This is a genomic window from Pantoea sp. GABEPS69 (genome assembly GCF_045780835.1).
Lineage (GTDB): Bacteria > Pseudomonadota > Gammaproteobacteria > Enterobacterales > Enterobacteriaceae > Pantoea > Pantoea septica.
The window spans coordinates 1,682,181-1,700,826 of record NZ_CP118618.1 but is presented as its reverse complement, the minus strand read 5'-3'; the positions used below and the strand labels follow the sequence as shown (position 1 = coordinate 1,700,826).

Here is an 18,646-nt window from a genome sequence, read left to right as displayed (position 1 = left end):
ACCATGACTAACCAGCTGCAGGAGCCGGAGCGGTGAATGAACCGTAAACGAACGCTTCAGGACGCTTAACGGCCAGCGCCAGACGCTCTTCGCAACGGATTGAGATCATATTTTTCTCAAAGTCGTCGGCGTTTTCGGTGGAGATAACCACGTTGGCATCTTCGCGGTCAAAAATCTGCGCACCAGCATTGAATGCTCCTGTCAGGAATTTACCTTGGAAAGCAGCCGCTTCGGTCGCGACAACCGGCAGCCCCCACAGAGTAGGACCTGTCAGCGCTGCCGGGTTCGCCAGAATATAACGGCCCAGCGAATCCTTGGTCAGCTCGATCTTCGCCCAGTCAATGAAGTGCAGAACATGGCCTGACGCCGGGAAACGCGCCAACTGCGCCTGCAGCATTGCCAGACGCAGGTCATCAATGCCGCTCTGGTTCGCCACACTGAAGGCTGCAGCGTATTCCGACGCCTGAGGCACGATGCCGTTCAGGTGTGTACCGGTGCCGTCACCGAACAGAATTTCCTGCTCTTCAACGTACTTCAGGCCGTAGCGCAGTTCAGCGTCAATCGTCGATTGCAGCTGCGGCATGTCGTCCAAAATCTGCTTGGCAGCCTTGAACAGATGCGCGATGGTGCGTACCGGCGTGATTTTTTCCGCGAAGGTGATGTCGCTGTACGGTTTGGTGGTGTTCTCTGCGACGGTCGCAGCCTTGTTGGTGAAACCGGTCTGCTGCACCCAGTAGATGGTGTTGGACTCAGTACGTCCCGGGGCGATCAGGTCGCGGATAAAAAGACGCTGTTTTGGCTGCTGGTCGATGCCTGGCAGACGGTCAGGCGCCACAATCTGGCCCGGCACGTTGACGGACAGTAGTGCAGCCTTAACCGGAATGCTCAGGCGCTTATTGCCTTCAATGCTCGCTGAAAAAGCTTTGAGAGCTTCGGAAGAGACAACCTGGCCACCCACGGTTTCGATAACGCTTTTTGCATTTGCAAGCGGCATCTGCGCAACATGCTGCTCCAAATCGCCCAGCGCCGCTTTCAGCGTCTTTTCAGCTTCGCGCATGGCGTTAAGCTCACTTGCCATCTTATCGACAGCCGCTTTAGTTTCTGCAGACAACGTGCCTGATTTTTTCGCCTCAGACAACGCTTCTTCAGCCTTGGCGTTAAACTTACCGCTGGCTTCATTGATGCTGGCAGTAACCTGCTTCAGTACTTCATTTACTTCAGACATTTTTAGTCCTTATTTGCCGAACGCGGCCAGCGCGTTTTTAAGTTGTGCAATATTTTCGGGGTTGATTTCGTCGGTAGCGCCCGGCATACCTTCAGGGTTGGCAGCAGCGCCTGGCTTGCCGCCGGTTAATGCTTTAAGAAGCTTTCGCCGCTCGGAGCGTGGCGCATCGGTTTTTGCCAGCATGGCGTCCAGCTTGCGCAGCGCAGCCGCCGGACTGTCGTCGCCGTCAGAAATCTCATCTGCCGCCAGCAGGCGATCCGCAAAACCTTTTTCAACCGCATCGCTGCCGCCGATATAGGTTTCAGCATTCATCATCGCGTCGATGGTGGTGGCATCCAGACCGGTACGCGCGCCATAGATATCGTTCATGGCCTTATCAAAAGGCACCATGTCGGCCGCAATCTGCTGCAGGTCGTGACGGTTGCCCATCGCATACACCCAGCAGTTATGGATCATCAGGAAAGCACCCCGACCAATCTGGACCTCATCACCAGCCATCGCGATAATCGAGGCAGCAGAAGCAGCGAGGCCCAGCACTTTAACGGTGACTTTCCCTTCGTATTCACGCAGCAGGTTGTAAATCGCCAGGCCTTCAAACATGTCGCCGCCGGGCGAATTGATATTCACCGTCACGTCAGCACCGCCGATTGAGCGGAGCGCCGCCGCGATGCGGCTGGCGGTAACGCCGTCGCCGTACCAGTCAGCGCCAATTACGTCGAACACGGAAATGCTGTTTTCATCACTCTTTGCGGCTTTTATACCGCCGTTCCAGCGCTCCATTGCAGAGGACGGCAAGTCGCGATTTTCGCGCGCAAAAGGCCGCCCCTCCGGCGCTGCCGGAAGACTTTTTACTGTCATTGGGGTTGCTCCTAAGCCGCCTGTTTAAGCGGTGATTGTTCGATGGGAATGTCCGGGAAAACCGCGTCGTGAACTTCGCGCAGCAGCTTAGCGTTTACGGCCTGGCTGTTTTTGCGCAAATCCTCAAGCGGTGTAAGGTTGAGCTGTACGGTATAGATATCACCGCCCTCAATCGGCGGCAGGTTCTCCAGGCGGCGTACGTCATTGCGGGACATCCAGCCGTTCTGCAGCGCCGTGGTGTAATAGGCCGCACGCCCGGCACTGTCAGCACGCAGCAGGCCTTCAACAGAGAACTCAGCAAACAGGTCTTCATCCCCGTTAAGCAGGCAGCGTGAGATCTCCTGCTCGATGTTCACCAGCATCGGGCGCAGCGTATTGGTCAGGAACAGCAGGTTCATACCTTCAACGCTTGATGCCCAGCTGCTCTGCTTGTTTACATGCCCCACCATAAATGGCGGCACGCGGAACCAGCGGCAGATTTCCTCGATACTGAATGATCGCGACTCCAGCATCTGGGCATCTTCAGGGTTAAGGGTGATGCCCTGATAGGACATGTCACCTTCGAGCACCATCACCTTGCCGGCATTTTTTGAACCAACGAACCGGTTAAGGTTTTCGCGGTTTTTCTGTCGCTGCTCTTTTGTGAGCAGATTCTTCGACAGGAAGAAGCCGGAAGTCTGAATGCCATTTTCGAATATTTTGGCGGCAGATTCTTCAACCGCCATTGCCGCGCCGAACACGTCACGCCCGGTGCGCATCGGCATCATTCCGCAGACGCCATCCAGACCAAAGCCCCGGATGTGCATCATATTTTTAACCGGGATGATGCGCGGCACGCCCTTCTCGGTGTAGGTGTACTGCAGCTCGCCACTGTCCAGCCTTTCCACCTTCATACACTGAGGGAGCAGCGGCACCAGAGAGACCAGCTTGGTGCCGATCATCTTTTTCTCAACATATGCATTGCCGCGCAGGCAGATGCTGGCGACCACCATCAGCATAAAGCGCGATGGCGTCATTTCGCTGTTCGGACGGCGGCACAGCAACTGATAGGCCGGATGGTTGAGCGCCAGCTTGCGTGAACCGTCAGCGGACCGTTCGTAAACCTTCATAGGGAGGGTTGAAACCGACTCGCTAAGCAGGCGCACACAGGCCCAGACAGATGCCAGCGCCAGCGCTTTCTCTGCCGTTACGACCTTGCCGCTGCTGCTTGCGCCGTACCACTCCTGCCAGAAAGCGGCGTCATTAAGTCCGATCGATTCACCGAGCCAGTTAACGATCGCGCTCTTGATGCGACCCGGCTGTTTTTTTTCCTTCATCAGATACCTACCATGATCGGGTCATCAAAAAAGTCATCAGGATCGCCGCTGTCCACCAGCACTGCATCCTCTGCTGCACCAATCGCCATAGCGGAAGCCACCACACCATCGATGCGGCCGGTACTTTTCTTTTTGGCAAATATGCGGTTGTCCTTCTGGTCTGCCTCAAGTACCGCAGAGGCGGCATTCCAGCGCAGGCAGGGATTAGGCCGGATAACCAGCACCCGGTTATTAAGATGCTCCTCAAACAGTTCGATAGAGCGCGGCATCCACAGCCCGGACTCCTGAGCCTTGTAAAAGCCCTGACCGTGCGGAACAAGGTCAACGCTCACAGACTCGCTTTCCAGCTCGGGCTCCAGATACTTAATGCGGTACTGGTCAAACGCGATGCATTTAATATCGTATCTGGCCGCAAGCTCACCGATGCGAACCGCGACAAAACCGTAGTTGACCGCCTTGCCCGGCGGCGCGTGAATAAAGCCGTTACGCAGCCAGGCATCATAGGGAACGTGGTCAGTTTTGGCGCGTTCAAGTAGAGAGTCTTTAGGCGTCCAGAATTCAACTAAAAGCTTTTTAGATTTCGGAAAGTAAAGCGCCAAGGCCGTCAGGTCGCGGGAGCCTGACAGGTCCAGCCCGCCGTAGCACTCCTCACCCGCCAAATCCTCCGGGTTAAAGTCCTGTTCGCAGTTCATCCAGGTGTCGCTGTCAATCCATGGATCGGACGCTTCCACCCACTGGCAGAAGTTCAGGCGGCGGACGATGCTCTCTTTTGACGGCATGCCGCGTGCCTGCGTCACCTGCTCCCGCAGATACTTATCCGTGAAGGTCTGGCCCAGCGACGGGTTAGCTTTACCCCAGCAGGATTCATCCTTAAACGGGTCGTCGCCCTCATCCAGCGAACAGATGAAGCTGAAAAAGCTGTCATCCTCCAGATCACCGGCGGCAACCTTGCGACCGTATTCATGGTACTCATAACAGACGCTGGTTTTATCGTGTCCGCTGTTGGTGATCAGGAACATCAGCGCCTGACGGCGACCTTTTGTACCGGCACGCATCATCTCAACAACGGCATTTGTTTTGTGCTCGTGAACTTCGTCAATCAGTGCGCCGTGCGGGCGCGGTCCTGACTGACCATCATCGGAGCTGATCGGCTTGAAAAAAGAGCCTGTTTGTAGAAATGCAAGGTTCCATACGTTCAGGCCGGTACCGGATTTAGTGATGCGCTGCGCCAGCGCGGGCGACTGATCGACCATCGTCACCGCGTCGCGGAACAGGATCATGGCCTGGTCTTTTTTTGTGGCCGCCGCGTAAACTTCGGCGCGCGGCTCTTTGTCAGCCATCAGCAGATAGAGACCAACTCCGCCGGCCAGTGGCGATTTACCCGAGCCCTTACCGGACTCGATATAGCTCATGCGGAAGCGGCGCGTTCCGTCTTCCGACTTCCATCCGAACAGCGAGCCAACAATAAAGCACTGCCACGGCAGCAGGATGAAAGGCTTTCCCTCATGCTCACCGCCGTTGAGCTTCAGAACCTGAGCGAAGAAATTAACGACGCGCGTAACAGCTTCAACATCCCAGAACAGTCCACGCTTTGGCCCCTCTTCCAGATCACGGAGGTGGCGGGCGCATGCCGCGCGGATGTCTGGCCCGGCAATAACCGCGCCGCTGGTTACGTCCATTGCATACTGCGTAGCCGGGTCAACCGAAGAACTGGTTGAGCGGGTCTTCTTCTTTTTCTCCACCATTCACGTTCACCTTTGACCGGGCAGCCGGAGTCAGGCCGAACTCTACCAGGTAGCTTTTGAATCGCCGGTCTGCATCAGCCAGCATTGAAACAGCCGGATTGGCCTTTATCAGAAATCCACCTTCGGTCTGGACCGTGTAGGTTCTGCCCTCATCAGCAATAGTGATCCGCAGCTGAAGAATGTCAGCGTAGATATCACAGAGCCTTTCCAGCGCGAGAACATCGGCGACAGTTAGTACGCCCATTCCATCGAGCAGAACGGTCAGTTTTCCCCACGCCACCTTCCCCCAGTCGGTGAGATGTGCCGGCGGGCTCGGGATTTCTCTTGCGGGTGAAGGTTCTTTGTCGTTGAGTTTTCGCTTGCCCGGATTGCCGGTAACGACCTTAAGGTGGGTCGGTTTTGGTCGTCTACCGGCCATAAAAACCTCCCAGAAAAAAACTTTTCATTTCGCGGTTGTGCATAAAAAGGGGGGCGGGCGGTCAGGAAGGCGCTGGCCCCTGAACTTTCAACCCGCCCTCCCCTGCCGTAATTGATAATGATTATCATTTGATGATGAGGTATATTGATGCCTGATGATGATAGTTTTTCTCATTTGCGCCAATGGCTTGATGGGTCGAGCGGCATGCCGTTCTCATCGCATCCAATGACGTGACCGCGCTTCTCTTCCCGCTGCTTTGTCGAGTCATGATGCTGCTTACACAGCGGTTGCCAGTTGGCTTTGTCCCAGAAGAGTTTCTGAGCCTTTGCTATCTCATTCTGCTTGCCACCGCTGATTGCTTCTTTCAGCCTATGCGGCTTGATGTGGTCAACTACAGCTGCTGCAACTGCTCTGCCCTGTCGGTGGCACATTGCACAGAGAGGATGAGACTTGAGGAATGACAGTCTAGCTTTGTCCCAGCGGCTGTTATAGATGCGAGGATCGGACATATTCACTCCAATAAAAAACCGCCCGGAGGCGGCTAATATCATTCTTTTTTAGGCAAAGGCATCCATCGGATAACTTCATAATGTGAATGATGTACGGTACCTACAAAACCGAAGACCGCGTGCTTGAACTGCCCGAACGGGTCAATACACCCAATTGCTATACCCTTATCGGTATCAAGTATTACCATTTCGAAAGCCTTCGGCTTGCCATCAGCAATGTTTATCCATTCCATCTTTAACCCCTTTCGTTTGATGAGTTCACAAAGTATCAGACGAAGTGAAAGGGATGAAATCAGTAACAAGTGCCGCAACGCTTCACAGCGTGGCTAACCATTATCCTTTGTCGGAGAATTCCAAGTCTGTTAGGTCAGCAGGATCAATGCTGATGGCGTTATATTGAAGGTTCCCTGATTACTAGGATTTTCAAATGTCACCAACACAACTTCAGCTTGCAGCAACTGTAATTGGACTTTTCGGAACGTTGCTGATGTTTTTTAACAGCCATTCGCTGGCGCCATACGAATCTTCCATGTTCGGTAGCGATGAAATCATGGAGCACGACAGGCTCGTTGAGAGAAAAAACAAACGAATGCTTTTTTTGCAAAGGGTCGGTGTGGGGCTGCTAACCCTTAGTTTTATGCTTCAACTGGCTTCCTACGCACTTTGATTATCATCATCGGGCGCACTACTTAAATGCGCCCTGTAATGATCACTTCAGGCATTGCTCGTTGATGTACTGCTGCAACCCGGCTATTTGCTTTCCTGCGAGTTCGATTCGACTTCTGAGGGTGAAATAATCCCGTTCAGCGGAGTCATTAAGTCCGGGCCGGGCCGCATCATCCATGCCGGCGGATCCGGAGGCGGATTGCTTCTTGCAGGTGGCGTTGAGCTGCAGCCGACGCTTGCCAGTAGCAACGTCGTCATGCAGCTGATCGATAGTTGCCTGAGCATCGGCTAATTCCTTTGTGTATTTGGCATCAAGCGCGGCAACATCACGCTGGCGTACCTGCATATCATCAATCGTCTGTTGCCGTTCTGTAGCCAGGCTGTCAGCAGTGACGTATTTACCGTGGTAGAAATTAGCAACCCGGCATACAACTACCAATACCACCAGCAGCAGGCCAATAATCAGCGCTCGCCAGCTAAATGTCATTGGGACCATCCGCCAGGCACATTGAACGCTCCATATCGCGGCGGTTCATCAGGCCACGAAATTTCATACCACCCGCATACACCCAGCGGCGAAGCTCTTCGCATGCACCGTCCTGATCGCCTGCGTTAAGTTTCTTCAGCAGTGTCGATTTAGAAAACGCTCCGGAACCTACGTTGTAGGTGAAACTGTAAAGCGCAGCGCGCTGGTATTCATTCAGCGGCACCTTAACCAGGCTATCGACCGCTTTCTTTACTGGCTGCAGGTCGCTCCAAAGCAGGCGGTCGCATTCGCGGTCGGTATACTTCTTGCCTTTGATGATGTCGTTTCCCGTATGTCCATCACAGACAGTCCAGACACCAGCCACATCTTTGTAGGGGTCGTGAACGCGCCCTTCTACACCATCCTTGCCACCAATAAAAAGCGAGGCAATAAGCATGGAGCCGCCGCCTGCTGCGGCAATGAGCTTGTTACGCATGCTGGCTGACATTGCCATATTTATTCTTCTCCCAGCTTATCGGACGGGATGTAGCCGCGCTGCTCCAGCGCCCTTATCTGAGCGAGAGAAACTTTTCGCTTAAAATACGCGTTGATAGCAAACGTCATCAGAGCCAGAACGATACCGGCTATAACGCCTACCGCACTCCATTCATCCGGGCTGAGTCGCGTAAGCACGCCATTGGCTACAGCCGAACCTGCCGCACCGTATGCCGCTCCTGATGCTAGTTTGCTCATTTGGTTGATACTCATCTTCACCTCCGTGGTTACGGGCGGTGCTGTCTGTAGTCAAAGAGAAATGCGCCTCAGCCACATCGGTTAAGGTTCAGCTTGAGTTGATTGGCCGGGCGCAAAAACGAAAAAGGCCCGCCGAAGCGAGCCCTAATATTTGAATACCCTGACGCAAAACGCGGTAACAGCCTTGCCCGTCGGCAACAGGGTAAATCTTGCTGTATTTATCACAATATGAAAGGCGCTACAGGTTTGCAGTCCCGGACAGCGCGGATAAACCGCCTGCGCTCAGCGCCTTTGGTATTGTGTGGAAATAAAAACCCCACCGGGCGGCGGGGCTTACTGATGATGGTAGTGAGCGTCGTGTACAGAAAGCCCACTATGGGAAAGATATTAATCCATTTTGCGACAAAATCAATACTTTTATTCACTCACATGAATAATCAGTATCGAGTCACTGAATTGAAGGCTGCGTCTGCATGGCTCTCTTCAATCTCCAGCTTTGACACCAGCACATCGAAAAACGGTTTCCAATTGCGTTCCCATGTCCTGATGTGTAGGTCCGGCACGATCAAACTGACGACTTTATAAGCCTTGCTCGATGGTTTGCGCCTGAACCCCTTACCGCTGCAACGATCGCACTCTTTCTCTACCGGGCATCCGCTGAGCTTTGACTGCTCAAGGTCACGGACGCGGCCAGTTCCGTTGCAACGACAGCGCGCGCTGATGAATCCTTTCCCGTGACATGTCACGCACTGATGCTCTGTTGTCTCGAGTCGGTATTTAGGCGGGGTATTTTCGCCGCAGCCAGGATGAACCATCACATTAGCCAGACCATTGGTAATGCCTCGGCCATCACAATCAGAACAGGTGTGCTGAGAAGCAGCGGAGCGGGTATATTCTTCAAAGGCGAGCTTGCACATCACGGTCAGGCAAGGAAGCAACTTAGCGCCTGCACCTTTGATTATCAGGCGGGGAACCGAGCTACGCGCATAAGCCAGTAAATAATTAACTGCGCGCGTTTTGTCCTCTTCGCCCAGCCCTGCTTTAGCCAGGACGGCCGCCACCCCTAACGGAGATTTTGACTGACACATGCCGAAGGCGCCCATCACGTCAGTACCCGTCAGCGCTTCAGATGCCGTAGCGCGCGAGGTATCGCTGATGTTCATAGTCTTTGGGCTGAAATGCTTTAACGCCGATTCAATTTTCATGCTAATCCTTCTCCACACCCTTTATTTTTTATCTGCCCCGATAACGCCGACTGCAATCGCGTGATCGAGGAACCTGAACAGCAGCTCAATCTGGCTGCCATATTTGCTTTCAAACTCCCTCATGTCCCGATGCAGCTCATCGTGATGCGCTCTGCAAAGCGGTATCACAAATAGGTCATGTGCCTTCGTCCCAATTCCTCCCTGACCGTGCCCGATGATGTGGTGCGGATCGTCTGCCTGCTTACCGCAGCAGACGCACTTTTGCGCCTTTACCCAGCGCGTATACTTCTCGCTTTCCCAGCGCTTACGCTTTGGACGAAGCATAAACGATTCCGGAGACTCCGGGTCTGCCACCAGAGTGATAACCTTCTTCACGACTTCCCCGGCCTCTTGCAAAACCTCCCGGCCTGGGCGCTCTGGGGTAATCAGTGACTCCTTAAGCGTACCGGTTGCCACCTGCTCCGCCTTCATCTTCAGAACGCGGCGCGCCGGCGCTTCGGGTACCAGGTCGATTACGTCTTTGATGGATGCCCACCAGCACAGTTCGGGCAAGGTTAGAGTGTGGTTAGCATGTAGGCCCATATCGAGACAGGCGCTGTGAATGATCCACGCGGCGACGTTCGCTGCAGCAACCTCCTCCATTTCGCCTGATACGCCGTTATTGCGCAGCTTGTTGTCATGGTGATAACAGAGCGACAGCACGCCGTCTTCTGTTTCAAGCGTTGTCATTTCGTGGAAGTGGAAGCCGTCGCCGTCATCGCACTGGCATGCGTTAATCATGGCTACCCAGACAGTAAGATCGGAAAAGCCACCAGCGGCGGCAATAACGCGCTCATGGCGGAAGAAGGAATTCAGTAGCGGATCATCCAGCAAGGGCTGATTGCCATCGTTGATTTTCCCTGACGGCAGGTCAGCCATATCACCAGTCGGCGTGCTGATGAGTACGCGACCACGAAACAGGCTCATCAGTTCTGAGCCAGGCTTAAACAGGACTATCCCCGTGCGCGGCGCCACATCCGGTGTAAGTAGTGCTCTCATCAGTACCTCAGCGCGTCGCTTCGAGCAGACGAAGCAGCTCAGGGAATCGTGACTCGAAGAAATGCGGCTGCGTCTCGCGGGGATTCATCGGGCTGGTGATGTTCTTCCCATACATGCATCCCTTAGCAGTAAGCGACCAGAACCGTTTAACGCCATTTGTGCTGGATCGGCTCGGACGTGTCTTCTGCTCAGTGATGCCCAGCTTAGCCATGTGCTGATACGCCTGGCTCGCAGTGATGCGGATATTGTGTGTTTTGAGTAACTGGCTGAGTGACTGTGTCGGGCGGCTCGAGCCATCTACGGCATCGGCAGGTGCGTCAATCGCATAGTGAGGCATCAGGTCTGGTAGCCCCGCTACCTGCTGAAGTTTCTGGTAAGCGCCCAGCTTCGACGAATTGGAGAGATTTAGTGTTTTGGCTGCCGACTCCAGCAGGATCACCCCGTCCTGTATGCGGTCGGAGAAAGACGGAGCATTGTTTTGTACCTGACTAGTTACGGAATCAAAGGTCCGAATGACCTTGAGATGAAATGAAGGGCTAATCCACATGGCATACGCATAGACGAGTTCTTTGCACACATAAGTACCCTGAACTTTTCCGCCGCGAATGGTCGTTACGGGAATCCCCGTATCGCTCAATTCCTCTACAAGCTCCGCTGTCTGCTTAAGTCGAAGCCAATCATGCGGGTCATTGCGTCTTGCTGCGCCAGCTGCTTTATGCAGATCGTTCAGGCAGTAACGCCCGTCCTGGTCCCGACGTACGAAAACCTGATCAATCACTAAAAGTTGATTCATTCGTTCTCTCCACACCCTTTGTTTTATCCGGCCCCGCCCCCTCATCTGCAAATGAACGGGACCAACCTTTGCCGGTAGCGTCTGCAAACGCTGACCGACAGAACCATCATAGTGGTTCGAGAAAAAAATTCACGATTTAAGTGCATTCATTCCGTTCAGATATTCTGAACAGCTGGGTTCGAACCATTGTCAACCATTAACTAAAACGTGATGATTCCATTCCTGAAGTGAACCCCATATCCATCCCATAAGTAGATTGGATCTTGGACTTATACGCACTTGGCGTTTATGGAGTGCATGATAGTTTTTGTTCTGTGAAGCAAAAAAAAGAGAGAGTGCTAGTGCTTAGACATAACCTACAAGCTTCAAAACGAGAATTGACTAGTTCCGTCACTTATCAAAAAGTGCTAAATTTTTTGAATCATAATGTCACCCAATGTGTGAATTTTCTTTCAACTAGTACCGTTTATAAAAAAACTTAAAACAAGCACATTTGAGTTTTAAAAATTTTATCAGCGTAAAATTAATGCAAAAGCCCAGTTTACTTGAAAAAAAAGCCAACTAACGTTCAGTTTTTTCAAGTTATAAGCTGTTAGTTTATTTCATATCAAGCAAAAGATGGGATTAAAAGCATCTATGACATAGGCTTTCCATGAAACAACCTCACCTTTCACTTTAGCATGACTCATATATTTTATAAAAAAAACATTTGTATAACCATGATGCATACTGGAAAATGCACGCATATTAACAGAGGGAACTTTAATATGAATCAGGACTTGAAGGTTGGTGCATTAGCAGTCTTAGGTGTTTTTCTTCTTTTAGGTGGAGTTAACGCGCATTCAAAGAATAAAAGCAGAACAGAAGAGAGAAGCATTTGCGCACATATAAACACAAGTGTTGCAGTTTCTAAAGTAGAAAAAGACCTTCTTGCCAGACATCAATCCAGCTTGTTTGGAAAAAAAGTCATTAATATTGACTCTATCCTTTTTCATAACGAAACCATTGGCAGACAGGGCACGCGGGTTATCGTACCTTTTACTATTACACGCACCCGAGATCAAAGTGAATATGAGGCAGAAGTCAGATGCTCTGACTTAAGCATCATTGAATACAGAAAAATATGATATCTCTAAAAAATTAAACAGAGCGCGAGCAACTGCAATTACTCTAAGTTTAATGCGCCGCTTCAAACTTGGGTCTGTTGATGACTCACACAGCAAACAGGCAACAACATGTTAAAACCATTGAAATATTATGTTGGTAAAGAAAAGGGCAGCACCTTAAAGTTGCATTGTGAAGATTGCACGAGTTTACCCAGCCCAGAATGTCGCATTTTTATCGGCAGTTTTTATACGCCTAACCAGGCATTTTCTGTAGCGTCCAGGCGATGTACTCGTCTAGAATATTGCCCCCTTTGCCAAGATGAATCAAAACACTTTATAAATGATGAAGATTATCTCCCATTTTTACGGTATGACCATTCCATTTCATTAAAGAAAGGTCAAAGAATCCTAAAGGCAGTACGGCATTCACCCGCTGGGAGTAAGAAAATTTAATTTATCACTTACACCTAAGCATAATTTATTGCATTGCAACCTGAGGTCTGCAAAAGACCTCAGGCGACAGCATTAATTTTAATTGAGCTGAATATTATTTAAATTCAACCGCTTTTCCTCTCTTGAGGATGCGTTTAAACTTGAATTCTTTTCACGTAAAAATTAGGTATTGTTCAGTTTCACATCCATACTGAAACACCACCGGTTATCATGCATTGGCTGAAAAAAGTAGAATCCACTTTATCCAATTTCTCCTATATCTGGAATTCTCATCTGCCCTACCAGTTCGGCGACGGCGGCGCGCAGCATGCGGATGTTGTCCCAGTTTGATCTGTCCGTCCGCTCTACCAGCGCGATAAACTCTGCCATTGTCATTGCCGTTTCAATGCGGGTTTCAATCTCGACTGAACTGAAGCGGTTAAACTTTTCCATTACCTGCGTATCGTCCAGATCGGGATATTGAGCGCACACCCACGCCTTCAGCTCCGCGTTATCCAGCTTTTTCTGCTTCAGGCGCTGTGCTTTGGCAAGCGTCTCCGCCGGCACTACCACTACCGATGGATTATCGAAGGAATCCGCCGCCCAGGTGTGCGCATATCGGGACTCCTGAAACGGGTAAATGTCTTTGTCGCCAAACATCGCAGCGACGCAGGCCCACACTTCAATGCCACTTTGCTCAAGGATGCCAGCTCGGGTCAGCGGCATGCTTTCGTCATACTGGTTATCTGCGTTTACGGCAGGCTGCGCCGCGCCGGCGGGAATTCCTGAGCGGTATTCGGTAATGATGGCCATAACTTCTTCAATATGGCTCAGGTCGATAAGCAGCGCGCCTTTCCCCTCTTCGGCTTCGCCTTTCTGAGCGTCACACAGCAGTTCCACCAGGCGACGGGCGCGGGCAGCGCTGAACTGAGGCATTGCATCGGCTTTGGTCAGCTTCTTCTTACCGGTCGCCTTAGCCTTATCCAGCTGCGTTCTGGCTACACTCCCAGCCTTCACCCCATGCTCACGCACCAGCGCCACTGCAGTAGTCGCCGCGACCTCTTTGTTTTTCACCATGGCGATCAGCTCGTCACCAGATGTCAGAAGTTGCAGGTGATGCTCCACATCAGCGATAGAGCGCTTCACCTTCTTCGCTATCTCTGCCGGTTCCATGCCCTGATTACTCATGCGCTGGTATGCTGCTGCGCGCTCCAGCGGTTCCAGCGCGCGGCCTTGGCTGCTCGTGACCATGAAGGCGATGCGATCGGCTTCAGACCCTACGAAATCTTTGCACTCCAGGCGAATGTCATACCCCGCTTCTTTCGCCAGCAGAGCGCCGTGGTAACGGTGATGACCGTCGATAATCTTGATGCCCTGCTCAGTGACCTGAACAGCGAGCGGAGGCACATGCTCGCCGGCAATGAAGGCATCGCGGAATTCTTCGACGTGGGTCTGGTCAATTTCTCGAATGTTGTAACCACTTTCGACATACAGCTCATCGACGCCCAGCAGGTAAGTTTTGCGGGTGGTGATGTTGGTTTCTGTCTTCGCTTTGTTGTCGTAGATTCTTGCTAAGTTTGTCATTTGGTTTCCAGCTCCCAAGCCAGGGTAACGATCAGCGCGGCGATCATCAGGGCCGCAGTGCGAATGCTTCGGTAAAAAATCACGTTGCGCTCGTAATGGCGCAGTACACGGGCTTTCATCAGATGCCACCCCATGCGTCGGCGCTCGGCTTCGGCCTCAAGGCTTTTGCCCTCTGCATGCACATCCGGCGGCGCGCTACAGCCTGATCACGGAAGCGAGGTTTAGCCGTTGCGTCCATCGCGCTCAGCCAGACCGTTGCCGCGCGGCTCCAGCAGTTGCGAGCCTGAAGAGACATAGCCAGCTTGCTCAGGCGCGCGTATTCGGCGTCTACAGCTGTTGCCTCTTCAACCCGGTAGTAACGGAATTTCACGTCCAGGTAGACTTCGCCCATTGCCACCAGCGTTTTTCCTGCTTCGCGTACCGTTCTCACGTTCGCATTCATCCCCTTCGCCAGTTCGGAAGCCGTCAGGCCCGGATGCTCTACCAGGTACGCCAGAATCATTTGCTCAGTATTCATCGTTGCGTCTCCTGTTAAGCGCTACGGAAGCCATCGGGAATTTCGTAATTAGCGCTGGGCATTTGCATCACATCCCGCTGCCATTTGCCGTTCACGCACGGTGGACGCCCTGATTTGTCCCACTTGGTCGCGGACTGGAGATAGCCAGGGAAGTTCTTGGGAATAAACAGAGTTGCCGGGCGCAGGTACTGAGCCTGCTCCGTGTTCTGCCAGTGGGCATTTTTATAATCGATCACCAGCAACAGTTCGCTGAGCTCACAGCCCTCTGCCAGGCGCGCCCGGATATTCTCCAGGGATGATTTGCAAACCTGAAATTTTGCGCCGGTAGTCAGGTTTAAGTGAGCCAGAACCTTTTTAGCGTGATCTGTCAGTACAACATCCCGGTCGGGTTGCGCAGCAACCTGACAAGAATCCTCTGTTGTAATCTCTGTAGTATTCTCTGTTGTATTCTCTGTAAGAGTGGGACAAGTTGACCCGATGGATGGGGACAATTTGACCTTATCCATAGGGACAGATTGACCTTTTCGATTAGGACAATTTGTCTCACTCGATAAGGACAAATTGTCCTTATCGGTCAGCAAAGGGTTTGCGTAGTTAATTGCGTAATAATTAGTCTGGTCATGCTGTCTTTTTTTGAGCTGCTCAACATGAATCAGGCCCATCTTTTTTAATGAAGAAACTGTTCTTTGTATCGTCTTCCCGGTCCACCATGGGAACTGCTCATTCCAAGCATTAATGCTGTTATAAACCCAGCGTTTGCCGCCATATTCGACGCCAGAATTGGTATCTTCCAGCCAGTAACAAATTTGCTGAAGCACGATTGCTTCATTCAGGCCGATCCGGCACGCCAGTACTGGGCTGATGACTAGCGGCTTTACTTTCAGAAGTAGACTCATGATCGGCACCTACTTCTCTGAAATTGCGCTGAAACTGGTCAAGTGGACTGAAGCACTCACCATGTTCATAGTTGTGGCGCAGGTAGATAACGCGGTTTGTTTCAGGTTCCCAGCGAACGACACGGACGATAACGCCGCGCTTGTCTTTAAACCTTCGGTTGAGCTCGCGCATTTGATTAATCCCAGTTGACGGTGTGACTCACCCACAGCCCACTCTACAAAGCTGTGGTTCACCTCTTCGCTGCATCCGGGTACATTAAGCACATACCGCAGCGGCTCCTGATTGAAACGGCCACCAGCCGACGGCAGGCACCTAAATTGCGGAACAGGATGGAATCTGTTTAAATTGACCATGCGATTATTTCTCCACACCAAGTGATTTGGTCGCAACTGAACGCTCCGGGCTGCAACCTGGGGCGTTCGCCTTATCTGGCGGGCAAAAAACGCGATACAGCAGCGTCAGATGTTCCTGCCACTTAGCCATTACCTGATAGCTGTTCTCCTCAATCTGCTCCCTTTCTGCCGCATCAATCACGCCATCCTCTGTGGCTTTACGCAGATAGGAAGAATGTTTGCCGATCCACTCAACCGACTCCATCAGGCGCTCGTTGATGTCGGCGTTTTCAACATCCTCGATTTCCACCATGGGGACGTTAACGCTGTTAGACTGTCGCGACACGGCATCGGCGATGTATTTGGTACCACTGGCCTGTTGAAGCACCATTGCCCAGCCCATCGGGAATATCTGATCACCCTCAAGGCGCAGCCTGTTAAACAGCGCGTTCTCGGTGATGCCAAGCCATTCAGCTGCTTCCGCATAACCGCCAGGCATGCTGGTAATGGTTTTACGGATTGCGGCGACAAGCCAGGCTGGTTGCTTTTCTATTTGCCAGTCAGGTTTACCCACGGCTAAGCCCTCTCTACTGTGGTTTCGCTACGGATGGCGTAGCTGTTAAAGTCTCGGTGCTGGTCAGGTAGCGCTGGGGATAAAGAATTTCCAGCTCGCTGATCTCGCCTTTAAAAAACAAAGCCAGGCGCTCTGCTACATCCAGTGATGCCACCTGCAGCCCGCGTTCAATGCGGCTCAGGTTGCCTACATCCAGATGGATGGCGCCGGCTACTTCACTTAGTGTTCTTCCTTGCGACTTACGCAAGTTTCGTAACGGTGAAGACATTTTTAACCCCCCTTAGTTGCGTAATTCGCATATTATTTCATGCTAGCGGATTGCGCAAGTTAATTTGCGTTTCATGCAAACCAGCCATTAAATAGGCACATGAACATAGGAAATCGAATCAGAGAACTGCGGCTTGCGCGCGGGCTGACAATGAACGATCTGGCTGATGCCGTAGGCGTCGACCAGGCAAACATTTCACGCCTTGAGACAGGAAAGCAAAAATCCTTTACCGAGCAATCGCTTAATAAAATAGCCAATGCGCTAAATGTGAGCCTCGGTGAATTATTTATTCCCTCCGATCCAAATAATACTGTATATAATAACAGTAAGGATATGGTTAAGGTTATACAAGGGGGGGATGTGTATCGTGTGGATTTGCTTGATGTAAATGTAAGTGCTGGCCCAGGAGCCTTTGTTGGTAGTGACATTATCGATGTCATTCGCTCTATTGAGTACAACACTGAGCACGCCAAGAACTTCTTCGGCGGTAAGCCTGCGACTACGGTCAAGATGGTTAATGTCCGCGGTGACAGTATGTCGGGCACTATCGAGCCAGGAGATCTGGTTTTTGTGGATGTTTCAATAAATCAGTTTGATGGCGATGGTATTTATGTGTTTGGTTTCGATGGGAAAATTCACATAAAGCGCCTACAGATGGTTCCCGATAAAATCGTCGTCATTTCTGACAATACCCGATATCGTGACTGGTTCATTGATGAGTCGAATGAGCACCGTTTTTATATTTTTGGCAAGGTCATGATCAGCCAGTCGCAATCCTTCAAACGACACGGCTAACCCCTCCTTTTTAAGCTTATCAAGCCCGGTCCTGCCGGGCTTTTTTGCGTCTTTTGCATTCCTATTTTGCAAATAACGCATTTTAACGCTTGCGTTATATGCATATTGGATTTATTGTTTCTCGCATCAGCGGTTACTTATGGATTTCGAGATGAGAATGGTCAAGAACATGAGCAACACCAAGCTTTGGGACTTGATCACTTTTCTGCGCCTGTTTCCGGATGCTGAGTTGGTTTGCGATGGGGATATGGGGATCGTGCTGTTGGAGTGCTGTGTCGATAGCCCGGCAGAAAAGCCGGTTTTTTGATAGATGACGCTGTGTTGTTTGGCGGTTTCTTCAGTTCGCAATCTGATTTAACTGCCCTCTTTTTCACAACGAAAAGGGCGTTTGCAAAGCGGGTGCTTTCGAGCGCTTTAGAGACGTGGAGTGAATGCCCTTCTCGTTGTGGAGATACAGGTAATGCGGAACAGTTCGGCGCTGAGCGCCAGCATGGCCTACAGGAACCCATGGAACGGCGGGGAATCGCATAGGCCTATGAACACAACAAGCGGGGGCAGCACCGTAAAAGCCTGACAGTTCGTAAACCACGTGATTGCGTATTACCCGAACCAAGCTGGCTGGGAGGTCAGCACACAACAGGTAAGAGCATTGTTGGAACAACTGTCCATGGGAGCCACCATCATTGGCTGTCAGCCAAAGTGCTCTTTCCGTTGTGGTGAATGCGGCTAGCGCACGCGGAGAGCTGGCATCGTGATTTTCGTGCGATGCTCCGAGTTTAAAGGTCACCGCTCTGGAGTTCGCCAGCTTGGCCAGAGCACCGGGAGGCACCCGGCACCACAATACCCTTCGATGTTTCGGTGTGGAGAAATCAGGCTGTGGGTTATTGCAGTAACCCACCAGCCCTTTAAGCGAATCCCTCAGTTTTTTATTGCCGTCACTGGCAAGGGATTCATGTAATCAAAAATCGTGTGGAGAATATATGCAGCAGCCAAATGACGACATCAAGGTCGGGATCATCATCTTCCCCTACTCCAGCATTTTGAAGGGATGGATAGCCCCAGACGGTGAACTGGTTAAAAACCCGATTAAAGTTCAGCGCATGGCTGAAGAAATGTACCGCAACATTACCATCCACTGAGGCGCCCAAC

General features: G+C 51.7%; 24 protein-coding genes and 1 pseudogene. 5 read left to right on the top strand and 20 right to left on the bottom strand.

Annotated features, from left to right (window positions below):
* Positions 1-7: 7 nt before the first annotated feature.
* The 7 genes from PVE98_RS08375 to PVE98_RS08345 form a co-directional block, all read right to left on the bottom strand.
* Positions 8-1,225 (bottom strand): phage major capsid protein, encoded by a 1,218-nt coding sequence (locus PVE98_RS08375; RefSeq protein ID WP_103796105.1) that lies wholly within the window; start codon positions 1,223-1,225, stop codon positions 8-10.
* A 9-nt stretch (positions 1,226-1,234) separates the two neighbouring features.
* Entirely contained in the window at positions 1,235-2,083 is an 849-nt protein-coding gene (locus tag PVE98_RS08370) for a head maturation protease, ClpP-related (protein WP_103796106.1), read from the bottom strand.
* A gap of 11 nt (positions 2,084-2,094) precedes the next feature.
* Complete coding sequence (locus tag PVE98_RS08365) at positions 2,095-3,399, bottom strand: phage portal protein (RefSeq protein ID WP_103796107.1); 1,305 nt, start codon at positions 3,397-3,399, stop codon at positions 2,095-2,097.
* Positions 3,399-5,144 carry a terminase large subunit gene (locus PVE98_RS08360; protein WP_103796108.1) on the bottom strand — a complete coding sequence of 582 codons (1,746 nt, stop codon included), beginning with the start codon at positions 5,142-5,144 and terminating at the stop codon, positions 3,399-3,401. The genes PVE98_RS08365 and PVE98_RS08360 overlap by 1 nt, the downstream gene beginning before the upstream one ends.
* Entirely contained in the window at positions 5,098-5,562 is a 465-nt protein-coding gene (locus tag PVE98_RS08355; RefSeq protein ID WP_048781441.1) for a phage terminase small subunit P27 family, read from the bottom strand. Before PVE98_RS08355 ends, PVE98_RS08360 begins: the two co-directional genes overlap by 47 nt.
* A 170-nt stretch (positions 5,563-5,732) precedes the next feature.
* Positions 5,733-6,071: an HNH endonuclease gene (locus PVE98_RS08350; RefSeq protein WP_103796197.1), complete on the bottom strand. Its 339-nt coding sequence runs from the start codon at positions 6,069-6,071 to the stop codon at positions 5,733-5,735.
* Positions 6,072-6,109: 38 nt separating this feature from the next.
* Positions 6,110-6,304, bottom strand: a complete 195-nt coding sequence (locus PVE98_RS08345) for a hypothetical protein (RefSeq protein ID WP_103796109.1) — start codon at positions 6,302-6,304, stop codon at positions 6,110-6,112.
* A gap of 194 nt (positions 6,305-6,498) precedes the next feature.
* On the opposite strand from PVE98_RS08345, the gene PVE98_RS08340 reads away from it, so the two are divergent.
* Complete coding sequence (locus PVE98_RS08340; protein WP_146053833.1) at positions 6,499-6,738, top strand: hypothetical protein; 240 nt, start codon at positions 6,499-6,501, stop codon at positions 6,736-6,738.
* Positions 6,739-6,780: 42 nt separating this feature from the next.
* On the opposite strand, the gene PVE98_RS08335 is transcribed toward PVE98_RS08340, so the two are convergent.
* The 6 genes from PVE98_RS08335 to PVE98_RS08310 all read right to left on the bottom strand — a co-directional run bounded on the left by PVE98_RS08335 (position 6,781) and on the right by PVE98_RS08310 (position 10,992).
* Complete coding sequence (locus PVE98_RS08335) at positions 6,781-7,224, bottom strand: lysis protein (RefSeq protein ID WP_407568578.1); 444 nt, start codon at positions 7,222-7,224, stop codon at positions 6,781-6,783.
* Positions 7,214-7,717 carry a lysozyme gene (locus tag PVE98_RS08330; RefSeq protein WP_407568577.1) on the bottom strand — a complete coding sequence of 168 codons (504 nt, stop codon included), beginning with the start codon at positions 7,715-7,717 and terminating at the stop codon, positions 7,214-7,216. The genes PVE98_RS08335 and PVE98_RS08330 overlap by 11 nt, the downstream gene beginning before the upstream one ends.
* 2 nt (positions 7,718-7,719) lie before the next feature.
* Positions 7,720-7,971, bottom strand: coding sequence for a phage holin (locus PVE98_RS08325; protein WP_233215854.1), 252 nt, complete (start codon positions 7,969-7,971; stop codon positions 7,720-7,722).
* Positions 7,972-8,393: 422 nt separating this feature from the next.
* A complete protein-coding gene (locus tag PVE98_RS08320; RefSeq protein ID WP_103796113.1) occupies positions 8,394-9,161 on the bottom strand; it encodes an antitermination protein in 768 nt (255 codons plus the stop codon).
* A 21-nt stretch (positions 9,162-9,182) separates the two neighbouring features.
* Positions 9,183-10,199, bottom strand: a complete 1,017-nt coding sequence (locus tag PVE98_RS08315) for a DUF968 domain-containing protein (protein WP_103796114.1) — start codon at positions 10,197-10,199, stop codon at positions 9,183-9,185.
* Positions 10,200-10,206: 7 nt separating this feature from the next.
* Positions 10,207-10,992: a KilA-N domain-containing protein gene (locus PVE98_RS08310; protein WP_407568576.1), complete on the bottom strand. Its 786-nt coding sequence runs from the start codon at positions 10,990-10,992 to the stop codon at positions 10,207-10,209.
* 767 nt (positions 10,993-11,759) lie between these two features.
* On the opposite strand from PVE98_RS08310, the gene PVE98_RS08305 reads away from it, so the two are divergent.
* Complete coding sequence (locus tag PVE98_RS08305) at positions 11,760-12,119, top strand: hypothetical protein (protein WP_333620387.1); 360 nt, start codon at positions 11,760-11,762, stop codon at positions 12,117-12,119.
* 672 nt (positions 12,120-12,791) lie between these two features.
* Here the strand turns inward: PVE98_RS08305 and PVE98_RS08300 are convergent.
* From PVE98_RS08300 to PVE98_RS08270, 7 genes and pseudogenes are all read right to left on the bottom strand, one after another.
* The gene (locus tag PVE98_RS08300; RefSeq protein WP_407568575.1) at positions 12,792-14,114 is read right to left on the bottom strand and encodes a ParB/RepB/Spo0J family partition protein; all 1,323 of its coding nucleotides are present in this window, start codon (positions 14,112-14,114) and stop codon (positions 12,792-12,794) included.
* Positions 14,111-14,233, bottom strand: coding sequence for a hypothetical protein (locus PVE98_RS08295; protein ID WP_407568574.1), 123 nt, complete (start codon positions 14,231-14,233; stop codon positions 14,111-14,113). Before PVE98_RS08295 ends, PVE98_RS08300 begins: the two co-directional genes overlap by 4 nt.
* A complete protein-coding gene (locus tag PVE98_RS08290; RefSeq protein WP_103796117.1) occupies positions 14,233-14,631 on the bottom strand; it encodes a PerC family transcriptional regulator in 399 nt (132 codons plus the stop codon). Before PVE98_RS08290 ends, PVE98_RS08295 begins: the two co-directional genes overlap by 1 nt.
* 14 nt (positions 14,632-14,645) lie before the next feature.
* Positions 14,646-15,527 carry a conserved phage C-terminal domain-containing protein gene (locus tag PVE98_RS08285; RefSeq protein WP_103796118.1) on the bottom strand — a complete coding sequence of 294 codons (882 nt, stop codon included), beginning with the start codon at positions 15,525-15,527 and terminating at the stop codon, positions 14,646-14,648.
* Positions 15,523-15,699: pseudogene (locus PVE98_RS08280) on the bottom strand (DUF4222 domain-containing protein); the annotation flags it as partial. The pseudogene PVE98_RS08280 and the gene PVE98_RS08285, both read right to left, overlap by 5 nt.
* A 186-nt stretch (positions 15,700-15,885) precedes the next feature.
* Complete coding sequence (locus PVE98_RS08275; protein WP_103796120.1) at positions 15,886-16,434, bottom strand: YmfL family putative regulatory protein; 549 nt, start codon at positions 16,432-16,434, stop codon at positions 15,886-15,888.
* Positions 16,435-16,447: 13 nt separating this feature from the next.
* Positions 16,448-16,702: a helix-turn-helix domain-containing protein gene (locus PVE98_RS08270; RefSeq protein WP_033750701.1), complete on the bottom strand. Its 255-nt coding sequence runs from the start codon at positions 16,700-16,702 to the stop codon at positions 16,448-16,450.
* 99 nt (positions 16,703-16,801) lie between these two features.
* Here PVE98_RS08270 and PVE98_RS08265 point away from each other — a divergent pair, with 99 nt between their 5' ends.
* From PVE98_RS08265 to PVE98_RS08255, 3 genes are all read left to right on the top strand, one after another.
* The gene (locus PVE98_RS08265) at positions 16,802-17,497 is read left to right on the top strand and encodes a S24 family peptidase (protein WP_103796121.1); all 696 of its coding nucleotides are present in this window, start codon (positions 16,802-16,804) and stop codon (positions 17,495-17,497) included.
* A gap of 151 nt (positions 17,498-17,648) precedes the next feature.
* Complete coding sequence (locus PVE98_RS08260) at positions 17,649-17,804, top strand: hypothetical protein (RefSeq protein WP_407568573.1); 156 nt, start codon at positions 17,649-17,651, stop codon at positions 17,802-17,804.
* 673 nt (positions 17,805-18,477) lie between these two features.
* Positions 18,478-18,636 (top strand): DUF1317 family protein, encoded by a 159-nt coding sequence (locus PVE98_RS08255; RefSeq protein ID WP_103796122.1) that lies wholly within the window; start codon positions 18,478-18,480, stop codon positions 18,634-18,636.
* Positions 18,637-18,646 lie beyond the last annotated feature (10 nt).

Coding starts and splice junctions, on each gene's coding strand:
- PVE98_RS08375 (WP_103796105.1), bottom strand. CDS start 1,225: ATGTCTGAAGTAAATGAAGTACTGAAGCAGGTTACTGCCAGCATCAAT.
- PVE98_RS08370 (WP_103796106.1), bottom strand. CDS start 2,083: ATGACAGTAAAAAGTCTTCCGGCAGCGCCGGAGGGGCGGCCTTTTGCG.
- PVE98_RS08365 (WP_103796107.1), bottom strand. CDS start 3,399: ATGAAGGAAAAAAAACAGCCGGGTCGCATCAAGAGCGCGATCGTTAAC.
- PVE98_RS08360 (WP_103796108.1), bottom strand. CDS start 5,144: ATGGTGGAGAAAAAGAAGAAGACCCGCTCAACCAGTTCTTCGGTTGAC.
- PVE98_RS08355 (WP_048781441.1), bottom strand. CDS start 5,562: ATGGCCGGTAGACGACCAAAACCGACCCACCTTAAGGTCGTTACCGGC.
- PVE98_RS08350 (WP_103796197.1), bottom strand. CDS start 6,071: ATGTCCGATCCTCGCATCTATAACAGCCGCTGGGACAAAGCTAGACTG.
- PVE98_RS08345 (WP_103796109.1), bottom strand. CDS start 6,304: ATGGAATGGATAAACATTGCTGATGGCAAGCCGAAGGCTTTCGAAATG.
- PVE98_RS08340 (WP_146053833.1), top strand. CDS start 6,499: ATGTCACCAACACAACTTCAGCTTGCAGCAACTGTAATTGGACTTTTC.
- PVE98_RS08335 (WP_407568578.1), bottom strand. CDS start 7,224: ATGACATTTAGCTGGCGAGCGCTGATTATTGGCCTGCTGCTGGTGGTA.
- PVE98_RS08330 (WP_407568577.1), bottom strand. CDS start 7,717: ATGGCAATGTCAGCCAGCATGCGTAACAAGCTCATTGCCGCAGCAGGC.
- PVE98_RS08325 (WP_233215854.1), bottom strand. CDS start 7,971: ATGAGTATCAACCAAATGAGCAAACTAGCATCAGGAGCGGCATACGGT.
- PVE98_RS08320 (WP_103796113.1), bottom strand. CDS start 9,161: ATGAAAATTGAATCGGCGTTAAAGCATTTCAGCCCAAAGACTATGAAC.
- PVE98_RS08315 (WP_103796114.1), bottom strand. CDS start 10,199: ATGAGAGCACTACTTACACCGGATGTGGCGCCGCGCACGGGGATAGTC.
- PVE98_RS08310 (WP_407568576.1), bottom strand. CDS start 10,992: ATGAATCAACTTTTAGTGATTGATCAGGTTTTCGTACGTCGGGACCAG.
- PVE98_RS08305 (WP_333620387.1), top strand. CDS start 11,760: ATGAATCAGGACTTGAAGGTTGGTGCATTAGCAGTCTTAGGTGTTTTT.
- PVE98_RS08300 (WP_407568575.1), bottom strand. CDS start 14,114: ATGACAAACTTAGCAAGAATCTACGACAACAAAGCGAAGACAGAAACC.
- PVE98_RS08295 (WP_407568574.1), bottom strand. CDS start 14,233: ATGAAAGCCCGTGTACTGCGCCATTACGAGCGCAACGTGATTTTTTAC.
- PVE98_RS08290 (WP_103796117.1), bottom strand. CDS start 14,631: ATGAATACTGAGCAAATGATTCTGGCGTACCTGGTAGAGCATCCGGGC.
- PVE98_RS08285 (WP_103796118.1), bottom strand. CDS start 15,527: ATGAGTCTACTTCTGAAAGTAAAGCCGCTAGTCATCAGCCCAGTACTG.
- PVE98_RS08270 (WP_033750701.1), bottom strand. CDS start 16,702: ATGTCTTCACCGTTACGAAACTTGCGTAAGTCGCAAGGAAGAACACTA.
- PVE98_RS08265 (WP_103796121.1), top strand. CDS start 16,802: ATGAACATAGGAAATCGAATCAGAGAACTGCGGCTTGCGCGCGGGCTG.
- PVE98_RS08260 (WP_407568573.1), top strand. CDS start 17,649: ATGAGAATGGTCAAGAACATGAGCAACACCAAGCTTTGGGACTTGATC.
- PVE98_RS08255 (WP_103796122.1), top strand. CDS start 18,478: ATGCAGCAGCCAAATGACGACATCAAGGTCGGGATCATCATCTTCCCC.